This is a genomic window from Streptomyces caniscabiei (assembly GCF_014930365.1).
Taxonomy (GTDB): Bacteria; Actinomycetota; Actinomycetes; order Streptomycetales; family Streptomycetaceae; genus Streptomyces; species Streptomyces caniscabiei.
This window is the reverse complement of record NZ_JABXWI010000001.1, coordinates 205,712-219,041: the sequence shown is the minus strand read 5'-3', so window position 1 is coordinate 219,041 and position 13,330 is coordinate 205,712. Positions and strand designations below refer to the sequence as shown.

Genomic DNA, 13,330 nt, shown 5'->3' with positions numbered 1-13,330 from the left:
CCGTTGCGATGGCTCCTGCTTCAGGGGATGCGCTCGACGAGGGAATGGCGTGGGGCCTCACAGGCCGGGTCGGAGCGAATCGGGTCGAGCTGGGCGGGGGAGGCCAGCAGGAACTCGCTCGCGTCGAGGACCACGGCGGACATGACGCAGCGGCGTCCCTCGGCGTCGCGTGTACCTGACACAGCAACCGAGCCGACCTTGCCCCGGTCCAGGGTCACCGTCCAGCCTTCCGCCTTGTGTGTGCCGAGAAAGCGGTCCGGTATGGGAGTACCGGGGCGGGCAGCCCTTGAGAGCGAGAAAGGCGTGGTACCCCACTGCTTCCAGGTCAGCGTGTCCGGTTCGCTGTCCTCGGCGCTCAGATGTAGGTCCATGACGCGGGGGCACCGATCCGCTGACAGGGCCTCCGGCAGCAGGACCTTCTTGGTGGGACGGGACAGAAGGAGCGCCGTGCCGGTGGCGTCGATGTCCGAGAAGGTGCCTGTGCAGACGGCATGGGACGTCGCGGCGATGTATCGGGGGTGCCGGGCGTCTTCCAGATCGATGCTCAGCAGGAAGGGCTTCTGGCCTCCGAGGTCGTGCACAGCCATTCTCCAGGCGCCGCCCCGGACGAGGATCGCCCCTCCACTCATGGTGCTGCCAAGCGTCGGGTCCGGCGATCCCGGCTCCGCCCCGTCCGCGACACTCCCGTCCCACAGCATCCCCACGGCGGGCGTCGCCACCCATATCCCCAGCGTTGTCGACAGTACTCCGGCCACCGCCGCCGTCAGAGAGACGAGCCGTCGTCTGACCACCGTCTGACGCGTGAGCGGCTGACGACGGACCATGGGTGGTTCGATGCCCGCCTCGGGCGCGTCCAGCGGATCGCGCCGGACAGCAGGCGCAGGGGACTCAGGAGCATCGGGGAAAGGCTCGGGGAAGTCGAGGAACTCGGGTTCGCCGTACGCCTCCGTCACCCCGAGTGTGCCGGGCGATGACTCGTAGAGCACAGGGGACGCCGGTAAGGGGCGTGCTGCCACCCGGTCGAGGCGCATCAGCAGTTCGGCGGGCAGCCAGGCGCCGGTCGGCGCGTGGCGGGTGCGCGCGAGGATCTCGCCTATGGTCGGGCGGTCGGCGGGGTCCTTGCTCAGACAGGCTCGTACGACGTCCTCTATCGACTCCGGCAGGTCGCTGAGATCTGGTTCCTCGTAGGCGATGCGGAACATCAGAGCGTGTACCTGGCTCTCCTCGCCCCTGAAGGGGGAGTGGCCGGTGGCGGCGTAGCCGATCACGCTGCCCAGCGAGAAGACATCGGACGCTGAGGTGACGCGTTCACCGCGGACCTGTTCAGGGGACATGAACTCCGGTGTCCCGACGAGGGAACCGGTGCGGGTGATGGTGCTTTCGAGGGACGCGTCGACGGAGTGGGCGATGCCGAAGTCGATGACGCGGGGGCCGTCGACGGTGAGCAGGATGTTGGACGGTTTGAGGTCCCGGTGAATCAGTCCGGCATGGTGTATGGCGCGCAGGGCGAGTGCCAGTCGGTTGGCGAGAACCAGTGTCGAGGCGGAGGGAAGCGGGCCGAAGTCGCCCCGCACGACGGCCCGTAAGGAGGGGCCAGGTACGTACTCGGTGGCCACCCAGGGCACGTCGGCAGTGGTGTCGGCGTCGAGGACACGGGCGGTCCACTCACCAGCCACCCTGCGGGCGGCGGCGACCTCACGGCTGAATCTGCGGCGGAATGATCGCATGTCGGCCGGGTCCGTGAGATCGGCCCGAACGAGCTTGACCGCCACGGGCGTGGTGTCGGGCCCGCCGTTCTCCTTCCGCGCCAGATACACGCGTCCCATACCGCCGCGTCCGAGCAAGGACAGCAGACGGTAGGAACCTAGGATCGCGGGATCATCGGGATTCAACCGGTCCATCAGGCGCTTCCTTCCGCCACTCGCGAGTCCGCCGGGCTCGCTTCCGGCGGCCGTGCGCGGATCTTCGCACAGGGGCAGGAGAGTTGGCTGCGTGTGGGGCACAAAGCACGCTTCGTGAACCTCTCGTCACTGCCTGCGCCGACGCTTGGTGTCGGCCGTAGCCGTCGGGTGACCACATTCTGCGGAGCGGTCATATTCTGGAAAGTGCGCCAATCGTAAATATGGCGCATATCGGGCGACCGGAGGAAGTGACTGCGATGCGCATGATGCTCAAGGCTCGGCTCGACACCGAGAAGTCCAACGAGGCCATTCGGAACGGCACGCTGGCGAAGCAGATGCAGGCGTCCATGGAGCAGGTGAAGCCGGAGGCCGCGTACTTCACCGCCGACGGTGGGCAGCGCACCTGTTACCTGGTCTTCGACATGCAGGACAGCTCCCAGATGCCCGCCATCGCCGAGCCGTTCTTCCTCGAACTGGGCGCCGAGGTCACGTACACCCCCGTCATGAACGCGGAGGACATGCAGAAGGGCCTCGCGGCGCTGGGACACTGAGTGCGGGGACCCTCGGACTCGAAGATCCCTCAGCTGAAGACGATCATCGAGCCCTGCGCCAGACTGCGGGTCGTCGCCGCGTGCAGGCCCAGCCAGACGTGCCGTTCACGGGCGAACGGGCTCGGGTCGTAGGGCGCCGGCACGGCCGGCTCCTCCAACTCCGTGGGCGCGAGCGGCGCCTCGGGCGGCGCCGGCGGGTTCGCCGGGTCGATGCCGATGGCCGGGGCGACGAACTCCAGTTCCCTCAGCAGGCCTTGGGACGAGCCCAGGGGGCCGCCCCCGGCGAGCAGTTCGTCGCTGGCGAGGGGCTGCGGGAAGTCGACGGGGACATAGGCGCCCGCGTGGTCGTAGTGCCAGACCAGGTGCGACTGCTGGGCCGTGCCCTCGAACATCTCCAGGAGCTGCTCGTAGTCGCCGCCCAGCGCGTCCACCGGCGTCACCGCGAGCCCGCACGTCTGGAGCAGATAGGCGCGGCGCAGGAAATGCAGCGCGTCGTAGTCGAAGCCCGCGACGGGGGCGACCTCCCCGGTCAGCCCCGGCATGTACTGGTACACCGGAACCGGTGGCAGCCCGGCCTCGCCCAGCAGCTGGTTGTAGAGCGCGAGTTCCTCGGCGAAGGGGTTGTCGGGCGTGTGGCACAGCACGTCGACGAGCGGGACCAGCCAGAGGTCACAGGCCAAAAGAGAACTCCTCGGTCATCCGGCACGCACACGCACGGTAGGGATACGTTCGCGTACGGCACACAGTGGTCAGGGAAGCGTAGTCGCTGGACGCGTCTTCAGTCCCCTTCGTGCAGGTCCCATACCCACACTCCGGCCACCCACCTCCCGGGGCGGCCGACGAGCTTGTCCACCGCCTCCCGCAACTGCTCGTCGTACGGCTGCGGGCGCAGGACCAGCGCGCCCGCGTGCCAGTACGCGAAGTCCCTGCGGGCCTGCGCCCGCCAGTTCTCGCCGATCACCGGGACCTTGCCGCTGTAGCGGACGTCGCGCAGCAGATTGGAGGTGTGGCGGGGGGCGGCGCCGTAGATGCCGACGCGGTCCTCGCCGAACGGGCCGTTGAAGTAGCCGCCGGGCATCCGGAACCCGAAGTCCGCCGTGGTCTGCCAGCGCAGCGCCTCCGCGTTGCCCGGGTCCGGCAGGGGCACGGGCACCAGGGTCTCGCCGGCGCCGGTGTCGACGTAGGACCGCCATGTGCCGTCCGCGAAGAACGCCGGGACCTCGGGGCGTTCCACGGACTTCAGCGGGGCCGGGACGATCGGCAGCAGCGCGAGGGTCACCGCCAGGAAGCCGACGTAGCGCGTGCCGAGGGAGGGGGTCGCCGCCAGGCGTTCGCAGGCGATCGCCAGCAGCATGCCCAGCACCGGGGCGCAGATCATCGCCACCCGGCCCTCGATGACCGACTCGAACAGCGGCTTCTCGGCGAGCAGCGCCCACGGGCCGGGCAGGACGAGGCCGGTCTGCGGGAGGCGGAACTCGGGGCCGAGGGAGAGGACGGCCGCGGCGACCGCCGTGAACGCCAGCGCCTTCACCAGCGCGTGCTCCCACAGCCGTACGACGATGCCGAGGGCCAGCAGGACCAGGGGCCAGCCGTAGAAGGCGTTCTGCTCGGTGATGTTGAGGGAGAGCGCGTCCGCGCGGTCGCGGTCGCCCGCGAGGAGGGAGCGCTCGGCGAAGGAGAGGAGCGCGAGCGGGCTGTTGCCGGAGTTCGCGCCGTGCGCGATGTTGCCGTAGCTCTGCGGGCCGAAGAACTGCCAGGAGAGGGGGAAGGTGACGAGGGGGAGGGCCACGACGAGCGCGACGCCGAGGCCCTTCAGCAGCGGGCGCCAGGAGTCACGGGCCACGTCCCGGCGGACGAGGCCGTACCCGACGGCGAACAGCAGCATGCCCATGGCGGCGAGGAGGAGGGTCTCCTCGCCGAGGAATATCTGGTAGGTGGCCATCAGGCCGAGGACGATCCCGTCCCGCCGGGTCGCCGCGCCCGTGCACATGCGCAGCGCCCGGTCGACGATCAGCGGGATCATGAACAGGACGACGAAGTTGGGGTGCGCGTTGGCGTGGCTGACCATCGGCGGCGCGAACGCGGCGAGCGCCGCTCCGGCGAAGGCCGCGCCCCGGTGCCGTACGACCCGTTTGACGATCAGCCAGTACCAGGCGACGGCCGTGGCGGCGAGGCCCAGGGTCATGACCAGGGCGAGCGAGACCGCCGGGCCGAGGAGGAGCGTGACGGGCGCGAAGGGGGCCGACAGGCCGAGCATGACCGTGTTGGCCATCAGGTTCACGCCGTCGGGGAAGCCCTGGAAGGTGGTGAAGAGCGGGTTGCGGAAGTGGACGAGGTTGTCGGCGGTGACCGCGAAGAACCACTCCCACTGGTTCTGGTCCTGGAGGGAGTCGGGGAGGTAGCGGCCGTTCGGGTCGAGCCAGCGGCCGCCGTAGAGGGCCACCGCCATCAGCAGGAAGCCCAGGACCGCGAGGACGTCGGCCCGGCGGACGGAACGGGCCCGCAGGACGGCGAGTTCGCCGAGGACCCGGGCGTAGTCGCTCGGGCGGATCTTCGAACCGGGCTGGTGGGACCAGCGGACGGGGACCTCGGCGACGGGCCAGCCGCTGCGGTGGAAGTACCGCAGGATCTCCACGTCGATCCCGAACCCGTCGAGTCGGGACGCGGCGAACGCCTCGCGGGCACGGTCGCCGTCGAACAGCTTGAAGCCGCACTGGGTGTCGCGGATGCCGGGCACCGCGACGCCGCGTATCAGGAAGTTGCCGGCCCGGCCGAGCGTCTCGCGCAGGCGGTGCTGATGGCGCTCGATGCTGGCGCCGGGTGCCTCGCGCGAGCCGATCGCCGCCGTGTGGCCGTCGGAGAGCGCCTTGTCGAGCCGCTCCAACTCGTCGATGGGCGCGGAGAGATCGGCATCCGTGAGCAGGACCCGGCGGCCTTGCGAGGCGAGGACACCGAGCCGCAGGGCGTGGCCCTTGCCCCGGTTGCGGTCCCCGCCGGAGACCAGTTGGACCCGGGCGTCGCGGGCGGTGACGGCGGCCACGACCTCGGCCGTCCCGTCCGTCGACCCGTCGTCGACGACGATGACCTCCCAGCGGGCGGCCGCCTCGGTGGCCGAGAGATGGGCGATGATCGCGTCGAGCGTGGGGGCGAGGCGGTCCTGCTCGTTGTAGGCGGGGACGACCACGGAGAGGTCGACGCTCAGCTGCCCGCCGCCCGCCCTCGGGGTCGTGGTCATCCGTCCGCCAGGCGTTCCACAAGCATCAGGGACTGCTCGTCGTAACCGGCGATGATCTCCTGCGCGGTCTGCGCGTCCCGGCGGGTGAGGGCGTCGACGAGGTCGGTGTGGTCGGCCCACAGCCGGCCCTTGAGGTCGTCCGCCCCGTGGCTCGCCTGACGCAGGTACTGGACCGCGCACACCCAGGACTGCACGCGCAGCCGGTGTAGGAAGTCGGTGAGGTACGGGTTGCCGAACAGGGCGCTCAGCTCGCGCCAGAAGCGGAGGTCGTAGCCGATGAGGATGTCCAGGTCCCCGGCGGTCGCGGCCCGTCGCGCCTCCTCGCCGCGCCGTCGCACCCCGGCGAGCGCGGCGGCCGTACGGGGGTCGACCTCGCGGTCGCCGAGCCGCCGGAACATGCCGGCGGTGACCAGGATGCGGGCCTCGACCATGTTCCGGTAGTCGGCCACCGAGTACGCGTGGACCTCGAAACCACGGTGCTGCACGGCGTCCAGCAGCCCCTGCGCGGACAGGTCGACCAGCGCCTCGCGCACGGGCGTCGCCGAGACGCCGTACTGCTCGGCGATCTCCTTGACCGTGAACTCCTGCCCCGGCTTGAGTCTGCCGCCCAGCACCTCGTCACGGAGCGCGTCCGCGAGCTGCTGCCGCAGGGTGCTGCGGGTCACGGCGCCATTGCCGCCGCCGGTGCCGGTGCCGGGCATCGTGGTCTGGGTCCCCCATCCGCGTACGCGTACGCATCCTGTGCGTGCTCTCCAAGTTCTCTTACGAGCACGTCACCTTACGCGTTCGGGTTCGGGGGAGAGGTTTTCGCCCTTTCTGCTCGGCACCGGCGGCTTCCCGCGATCTCACACGGTGTGCTCGTCCGCCACGGACAGGGCCGCGTCCAGGGCGGCGAGCCCCTCCTTGGCCTCGGCCTCGGTGATGTTGCACGGGGGCACCACGTGCGTGCGGTTCATGTTCACGAAGGGCCACAGGCCGTTCGCCTTCGCGGCGGCGGCGAAGGCGAGCATGGGGGCGTTCGCCTCGCCGGTCGCGTTGTAGGGGACGAGCGGCTCGCGGGTCTCCTTGTTCCGCACCAGCTCCAGCGCCCAGAACATGCCGGTGCCGCGCACCTCGCCCACCGAGGGGTGCCGGTCGGCCAGTTCGCGCAGCGCCGGGCCGACGACGGAGGCGCCGAGGGTGGCCGCGTGGGTCACGACCCCCTCCTCCTCCATCACGTCGATCGTCGCGACAGCGGCGGCGCAGGCCAGGGGGTGGCCGGAGTACGTGAGGCCGCCGGGGTAGGGGCGGCGGGCGAAGGTCTCGGCGATCGCGGGGGAGATGGCGACGCCGCCGAGGGGGACGTAGCCCGAGTTCACGCCCTTGGCGAAGGTCATCAGGTCCGGTACGACGTCGAAGAGGTCCGCCGCGAACCAGGTGCCGGTCCGCCCGAAGCCGGCCATGACCTCGTCGAGGACGAACACGATGCCGTACTTGTCGCACAGCTCCCTGACCCCGGCCAGATAGCCCGGCGGCGGGACCATGATCCCGGCCGTGCCCGGCACGGTCTCCAGGATGATCGCGGCGATCGTCGACGGCCCCTCGAAGGTGATCGTCGTCTCCAGGTGCTCCAGCGCGCGGGCGCACTCCTGCTCCTCCGTCTCCGCGTGGAAACGGGTGCGGTAGAGGAACGGCGCCCAGAAGTGCACCACGCCCGCGGTGCCGGTGTCGGAGGCCCAGCGGCGCGGGTCGCCCGTGAGGTTCACGGCCTGCTGGGTGCCGCCGTGGTACGAGCGGTACGCGGCGAGGACCTTGGGGCGGCCGGTGTGCAGGCGGGCCATGCGGGTGGCGTGCTCGACCGCGTCGGCGCCGCCGTTGGTGAAGAAGATCTTGTCCAGGTCGCCGGGGGTGCGTTCCGCGATGAGCCGGGCGGCCTCCGAGCGGGCCTCGATCGCGAACGCCGGGGCGAAGGTGGTCATCGTGGCGGCCTGCTGCTGGATGGCCGCGACGACCTTCGGGTGCTGGTAGCCGATGTTGGTGTAGACGAGGCCGCTGGTGAAGTCGAGGTAGCGGTTGCCGTCGTGGTCCCAGAAGTAGGACCCCTCCGCGCCGGCGACGGGGAGGGGGTCGATGAGTTCCTGTGCGGACCAGGAGTGGAAGACGTGCGCGCGGTCCGTGGCCTTCACCTGGGCGCCGGTCTGGGGGTTGGGGCGAGGGGTCATGGGGGCGAGGGTAGGGGTGGGGGGTGGGTGGGGGACATCGGCTTTGTGTCTGTATGGGGTCGGCTGAGCACGACAGTGTGTCGCCCCCGCCGAGGGCTGCGCCGCTTGAACCGTCGGCCGTCCGTCCGGTGGGGGCTGGTCGCGCAGTTCCCCGCGCCCCTGAAGGCCTGCGGCTATTTCGGGCCGAAAAGCACGGGGCGCAGCCCCTGCTTTTCAGGGGCGCGGGGAACTGCGCGAGAAGCCCCACTCACCCGCAGCCGACACCCGACCCCTCCTATTGACAGCAGGCTGTCGTAATGTCAGCATGCTGTCATGAGTATTCGGAAGCCTGTTCATCTCGCCGTGTACGACACCTACGCCGACTGGGAGACGGGCCACACCGCCGCGTGGCTCGCGAGGGGCGGGTACGAGGTCCGGACGGTCGCCGAGGGGGCCGACGCCGTGCGGACCATCGCGGGGGTGCGGATCCAGCCGGACGAGACGCTGGAGGCGCTGCGGCCCGAGGACAGCTCGCTGCTCGTCCTCACCGGCGCCGACCTGTGGGACACGGGCGACGCACTCGCGCCGTTCGCCCGCAAGGCGCGGGAGTTCCTCGCGGCCGGCGTCCCCGTCGCCGCGATCTGCGGCGCGACCGCCGGGCTCGCCCGGGAGGGGCTGCTGGACGACCGCGCCCACACCAGCGCGGCCCCCTTCTATCTGGCGGCCACGGGATACGAGGGCGGGCAGCGGTACGTGGAGGCGGACGCCGTCACCGACGCTTCCGGCCTCCTCGTCACCGCCGGCCCCACCGAACCCGTCGCCCTCGCCCGCGAGGTGCTACGTCTCCTCGGCGTCTACGAGGGCGAGGTCCTCGACGCCTGGTATCGCCTCTTCCACGACTCGGACCCGGAGGCGTACGCCGTGCTGGAGGCGGCGGGCCAGTGAGCCGCGAGCAGCAGGACCTCCTCAGCCGCGCCGCCCTCGGCGTCTTCCGCCTCAACGGACAGTTCCTCTCCGTCGCCGACGAGCTGGCGCGCCCGGCGGGGCTCACGGCCGCCTGGTGGCAGGTGCTCGGCGCGGTGCTGCCCGAGCCGCTGCCCGTCGCCGGGGTCGCCCGGACCATGGGCATCACCCGGCAGAGCGTGCAGCGGGTCGCCGATCTCCTCGTCGACCGGGGGCTCGCCGCGTACGTGCCGAACCCGGCCCACCGTCGCGCCAAGCTCCTCACCCCGACCCCGGCCGGCCGCGCGGCGACCGAGCGGATCGACCCGGGCCACGCGGCCCTGGCCGCCCGTCTCGCCCAGGCGCTGGGGGAGGAGGAGTTCACGGCGACCGTGCGGGCGCTCGAACGGCTGTCGGCGGTCCTGGACGACCTCGCGGCGGCACCGGACGCTGTTACGGAACCGTAGACACCGCCCCATCGGCCTCCCCGTACGGCCGCACTACGATCGGTCCGTTGCGCACGTACGCGACGTAGACGACGTTGACGACGTTGATGAGGTTGCCGACGTAGGCGACGTACCCGTACGTACGTGTACACGGACGCGTCGGGGACGGCACGGGGAATCAGGGGGACGGTGGCCATGGAGAAGCTCGGGCCGGGGGATCCACAGCGGATCGGGGCGTACCGGCTGCTCGCGCGGCTGGGCGCCGGCGGCATGGGGAACGTGTACCTGGCCCGGTCCGAGCGCGGCCGTACCGTCGCCGTCAAGCTGGTCCGGCAGGAACTGGCGGAGCAGGAGGAGTTCCGGGCGCGGTTCCGGCAGGAGGTGCGGGCCGCGCGGCAGGTGGGCGGGTACTGGACCGCGCCGGTGCTGGACGCGGACACCGAGGCGGGCATCCCGTGGGTCGCCACCGGGTACGTCGCCGGGCCCTCCCTCCAGGCTGTCGTCGGCCGCGACCACGGGGCGCTGCCCGAGCGGTCGGTACGGATCCTCGCGGCGGGCCTCGCGCACGCGCTGGAGGACATCCACGCGGCCGGGCTCATCCACCGGGACCTCAAGCCGTCCAACGTGCTGGTGACCATCGACGGGCCGCGCGTCATCGACTTCGGGATCGCGCGGGCGCTGGAGACCGTCACGGACGGCGGGCTCACGCGCACCGGCGCGCTCGTCGGGTCACCGGGTTTCATGGCGCCCGAGCAGGTGCGCGGCGACCGCATCACCCCCGCCTGCGACGTCTTCTGCCTCGGCTCCGTCCTCTCCTACGCGGCCACCGGCAACCTGCCGTTCGGCGCCGCCAACTCCGGTGTCCACGCCCTGATGTTCCGCATCGCCCAGGAGGAACCGGACCTGGAGGGGCTGCCGGAGGGCCTGTACGACATCGTCCGCGACTGTCTGCGCAAGGACCCGGCGGCCCGCCCGACCCTGGCCCAGATCCTCCAGCGCACCGGCGCCGAGGACACGGTCTTCGCCGGCCGCTCCCGCGACCCGTGGCTCCCGAGCGCCCTGGTGGCCCAACTGGGGCGGCACGCGGTGCGGTTGCTGGAGACCGAGGATCCGGAGGAGTCGGGGGAGACGGGGGAGACGGGTCCTGGCGGGGCGGCGGGCCCGGCAGGCGCGGCGGCCGCGGGCGTCGGGGGGCCGACGGCTACCCCGGCCTCGGCCGGACCCGACGCGGGGCCGCGCCCGGGCCCGGCGGGCCAGTCCCCGCCTCCGCCGCCGTCCACACCTCCATCCGTACCTCCGTCTGCACCTCCGTCCGCGCCTCCGTCGGGGGCCTCCGCCGCGAATCCGGCGGCCGGTGCCACTGCCGGTGCCGGTGCCCAGGGCTCGCAGGCGGCCGGGGCCGCGGGGCCGCCGCCGTCGGCTCCGCCCGTGTATCCGCTGGGCGATCCCCACTCTCCGTACGGCGGCTCAGGCGGCTCAGGCGGCTCCGGTGCGTCCGGGGCCCAGGACGCCGGCGGGCGGCCCGGGCCGGGGACGCCTGCCGGTGCCCCCGGCTCCCCGGCCGAGCACCCCGCCGCCCTGCCCGAGGGCGCCGTACCGCCTCCGCCGGGGACACCGGGCGGGGAGCCGCTGGACCGGATGCCGACGCGGATCGTGGGGGCGGAGGGCACACAGCCTCCGCCTCCGACCGCCCCGCCCGGGCCCGCCGGGTACGGCTTCCCGCCGCCGTACACCCAGCAGCCCGCCGGCGGGTACGGGCAGCACTCCGCCCCCGGCTACGGCTACCCGCAGGGCGAACCGCAGGCGCCGTACGGGGCGCACGGGGCGTACGGGCAAGGGGCGTACGCCGGCGGTCAGGGGCTCCAGGGCGCCGGCGGGGCGGGGCTGGGTGCGACCCCGCCGTACGGGTCGGAGCCTTTCTACGGGCCCGGCGCCGGGGCGGCCCCCGGTGGCCGCCCCGAACCCGAGCGCGGGAACCGGCGTTCCTCCGTGCTGCTCGTCGTCGTCGCGCTGGTCGTCGCCCTCGGGGCGGGCGGCTCGGTGTACGCGCTGATGAAGAAGGGCGGTGACGGCGGCGAGGAGGACGACGCGAAGGGCGGCACGAAGTCGAGCGCGCCCGAGACGCCGGGGCCGGTGACCGACGAGCCCACGGACCCCGCGACCTCGCCGGACCCGACCACCGAGTCGCCCGACGCCGGCACGGTCCCGGAGGGCTTCCTCGGCACCTGGAACGCCACGCTCGACGGCTCCAGCGGCTCGGACACCCGCCAACTCGTCATCCAGCAGGGCGAGGTGGGCGACACGGTGCTCTCGCTCACGGCGGACGGTCCGCTCGAAGGCGGCGGCACATACCACTGCGTGTTCGAGGCGGCCCTGACGAACGAACCGTCCGACGCCGGTCCGCTGGAGATCGGCCCCTCCACCGTCACCACCGGCGAACCGGCCGAGTCCTGCTCCCCCGGCGCCGCCACCACGGTCACCCTCCTACCGGACGGCCGCCTCCGCCGCGTAGACACGGCCGGCAAGTCGGTGACGTACGAGAAGTCAGCCTGAAGCCGCCTGAAAAAAGCCGGGGCGCAGCCCCGCTTTTTTTCAGGGGCGCGGGGAACTGCGCGACCAGCCCCCACCGGACGGACGCTGGGGGTCAAAGGGGCGCAGCCCCCGGCGGGGGCGAGGAAACTACCTTGCCTCCGGCGGCCGCTGGCGCGGCATGTTCGGCCGCGCCCCCGGAGGGAGCGGCACCCGCCCGTTCGCCGAGCCCTCCGGCCGGGGAACGGCACCCCCCGCCCGCACCCCCAACGGCGTCGCCCCCGTGCGGAACTCCAGCATCCAGTCCGCCGTCTCGGCCCGGACCAGCTCCGTGATGTCCTCGGAGAACCGCCGCAGCACCCCGAGACACCGCTCGGCGGCCTCCCCGGCCGTCCCCTCGGCCGGTCCCAGCACCTCACGCGCGCTCTCGGACGCCCAGTCGAACCGCAGCACCTGGAGCCGCCGCTGCACCGCCTGGGCCGTGGCGACGTCCCTCATCCACCCGGAGGTGACGCCGAAGAACCGATCCACCGCCACGCACGCCGCACAGGACAGCAGCGCGAGATACCCCCAGGGGGCGACCCCGCCCACCGCCCCGGTGAGGTCGAGCAACGGCAGCGCCGCCCCGACGAGCGCCCCCGCCGCCGCCCCGATCCGCAGCAGCCGGGCCGCGAGCCGTTTCCACACCCGGTCCGCGAGATACCACGACGCGGTCTCCAGCGCCGCCCGCTCGACCCAGTGGTACAGCTCCTCCAGCCGCTCCGCCGGAGCCCCCCAGTCGCCCTGCGGGAACGGCCGCCCGGCCGGCTCCCCCACCCACGGTCCGGTCGCCGCCGTCCACGGCTCCGCCCACAGCCCGGATCCCTCACCCCGCCCGTCCTGGGGTCCCCCCTCGGGCTGCATCTCCGGCTGGCTCACCCGGCACTCCCTACGTACGTACGGCGCTCACGCACCACCCTGACGCGGCCGGACCCTTCCTACCGCCCAATGGGTGGCGAAGATGGTGTTTTCACCGCTTATCCCCTGGAAGATGCCCTTGATCGGATATACGAATCCCCGGCCGACTCACTCGAAAGAGTGGCGCGGCAGAGGCCGTGCCGACCACGTAGGCTCGTTGCGACCGCAAGAACGTCCACGGGGGCGTCCGTAGAACCGTCCCCGCGGACCTCCGCAAGTACTCGTGCGAGGGAGCTGAACGTGATCCCCGGTGGTGGCCAGCCCAACATGCAGCAGCTGCTCCAGCAGGCCCAGAAGATGCAGCAGGACCTGGCGAGGGCGCAGGAGGAGCTCGCGCGCACGGAGGTCGACGGCCAGTCGGGCGGCGGTCTGGTGAAGGCCACCGTCAACGGCTCCGGCGAACTGCGTGCCCTGAAGATCGACCCCAAGGCGGTGGACCCGGAGGACACCGAGACCCTCGCCGACCTGATCGTCGCTGCCGTCCAGGCGGCCAACGAGAACGCCCAGACCCTCCAGCAGCAGAAACTGGGCCCCCTCGCCCAGGGCCTCGGCGGCGGTGGCACGGGCATTCCCGGCCTGCCCTTCTGAC

At 72.3% G+C, this 13,330-nt stretch carries 11 protein-coding genes; 5 read left to right on the top strand and 6 right to left on the bottom strand.

Going from position 1 to position 13,330, the window contains the following annotated elements; all coding sequences use genetic code 11:
- Positions 1-20: 20 nt before the first annotated feature.
- A complete protein-coding gene (locus HW837_RS01235; RefSeq protein ID WP_193379512.1) occupies positions 21-1,901 on the bottom strand; it encodes a serine/threonine-protein kinase in 1,881 nt (626 codons plus the stop codon).
- Between the two features lie 257 nt (positions 1,902-2,158).
- Here HW837_RS01235 and HW837_RS01230 point away from each other — a divergent pair, with 257 nt between their 5' ends.
- Positions 2,159-2,452 (top strand): DUF3303 family protein, encoded by a 294-nt coding sequence (locus HW837_RS01230; RefSeq protein WP_045558142.1) that lies wholly within the window; start codon positions 2,159-2,161, stop codon positions 2,450-2,452.
- 29 nt (positions 2,453-2,481) lie between these two features.
- Here the strand turns inward: HW837_RS01230 and HW837_RS01225 are convergent, their stop codons facing one another.
- The 4 genes from HW837_RS01225 to HW837_RS01210 form a co-directional block, all read right to left on the bottom strand.
- Positions 2,482-3,132, bottom strand: coding sequence for a hypothetical protein (locus HW837_RS01225; protein WP_045558141.1), 651 nt, complete (start codon positions 3,130-3,132; stop codon positions 2,482-2,484).
- Between the two features lie 98 nt (positions 3,133-3,230).
- Entirely contained in the window at positions 3,231-5,687 is a 2,457-nt protein-coding gene (locus HW837_RS01220) for a dolichyl-phosphate beta-glucosyltransferase (protein WP_193382416.1), read from the bottom strand.
- Positions 5,684-6,388 (bottom strand): GntR family transcriptional regulator, encoded by a 705-nt coding sequence (locus HW837_RS01215; protein WP_060883867.1) that lies wholly within the window; start codon positions 6,386-6,388, stop codon positions 5,684-5,686. Before HW837_RS01215 ends, HW837_RS01220 begins: the two co-directional genes overlap by 4 nt.
- A gap of 144 nt (positions 6,389-6,532) precedes the next feature.
- Complete coding sequence (locus tag HW837_RS01210; protein ID WP_193382417.1) at positions 6,533-7,888, bottom strand: aspartate aminotransferase family protein; 1,356 nt, start codon at positions 7,886-7,888, stop codon at positions 6,533-6,535.
- Between the two features lie 312 nt (positions 7,889-8,200).
- Here HW837_RS01210 and HW837_RS01205 point away from each other — a divergent pair, with 312 nt between their 5' ends.
- From HW837_RS01205 to HW837_RS01195, 3 genes are all read left to right on the top strand, one after another.
- Entirely contained in the window at positions 8,201-8,812 is a 612-nt protein-coding gene (locus HW837_RS01205; protein WP_045558137.1) for a DJ-1/PfpI family protein, read from the top strand.
- Positions 8,809-9,276: a MarR family winged helix-turn-helix transcriptional regulator gene (locus tag HW837_RS01200; protein ID WP_045558136.1), complete on the top strand. Its 468-nt coding sequence runs from the start codon at positions 8,809-8,811 to the stop codon at positions 9,274-9,276. Before HW837_RS01205 ends, HW837_RS01200 begins: the two co-directional genes overlap by 4 nt.
- Positions 9,277-9,450: 174 nt before the next feature.
- The gene (locus HW837_RS01195) at positions 9,451-11,808 is read left to right on the top strand and encodes a serine/threonine-protein kinase (protein ID WP_193382418.1); all 2,358 of its coding nucleotides are present in this window, start codon (positions 9,451-9,453) and stop codon (positions 11,806-11,808) included.
- A 126-nt stretch (positions 11,809-11,934) separates the two neighbouring features.
- Here the strand turns inward: HW837_RS01195 and HW837_RS01190 are convergent, their stop codons facing one another.
- Positions 11,935-12,702, bottom strand: a complete 768-nt coding sequence (locus HW837_RS01190; RefSeq protein ID WP_045558134.1) for an SLATT domain-containing protein — start codon at positions 12,700-12,702, stop codon at positions 11,935-11,937.
- 279 nt (positions 12,703-12,981) lie between these two features.
- Here HW837_RS01190 and HW837_RS01185 point away from each other — a divergent pair, with 279 nt between their 5' ends.
- Positions 12,982-13,329, top strand: coding sequence for a YbaB/EbfC family nucleoid-associated protein (locus HW837_RS01185; protein WP_078853470.1), 348 nt, complete (start codon positions 12,982-12,984; stop codon positions 13,327-13,329).
- Position 13,330: the final 1 nt, after the last annotated feature.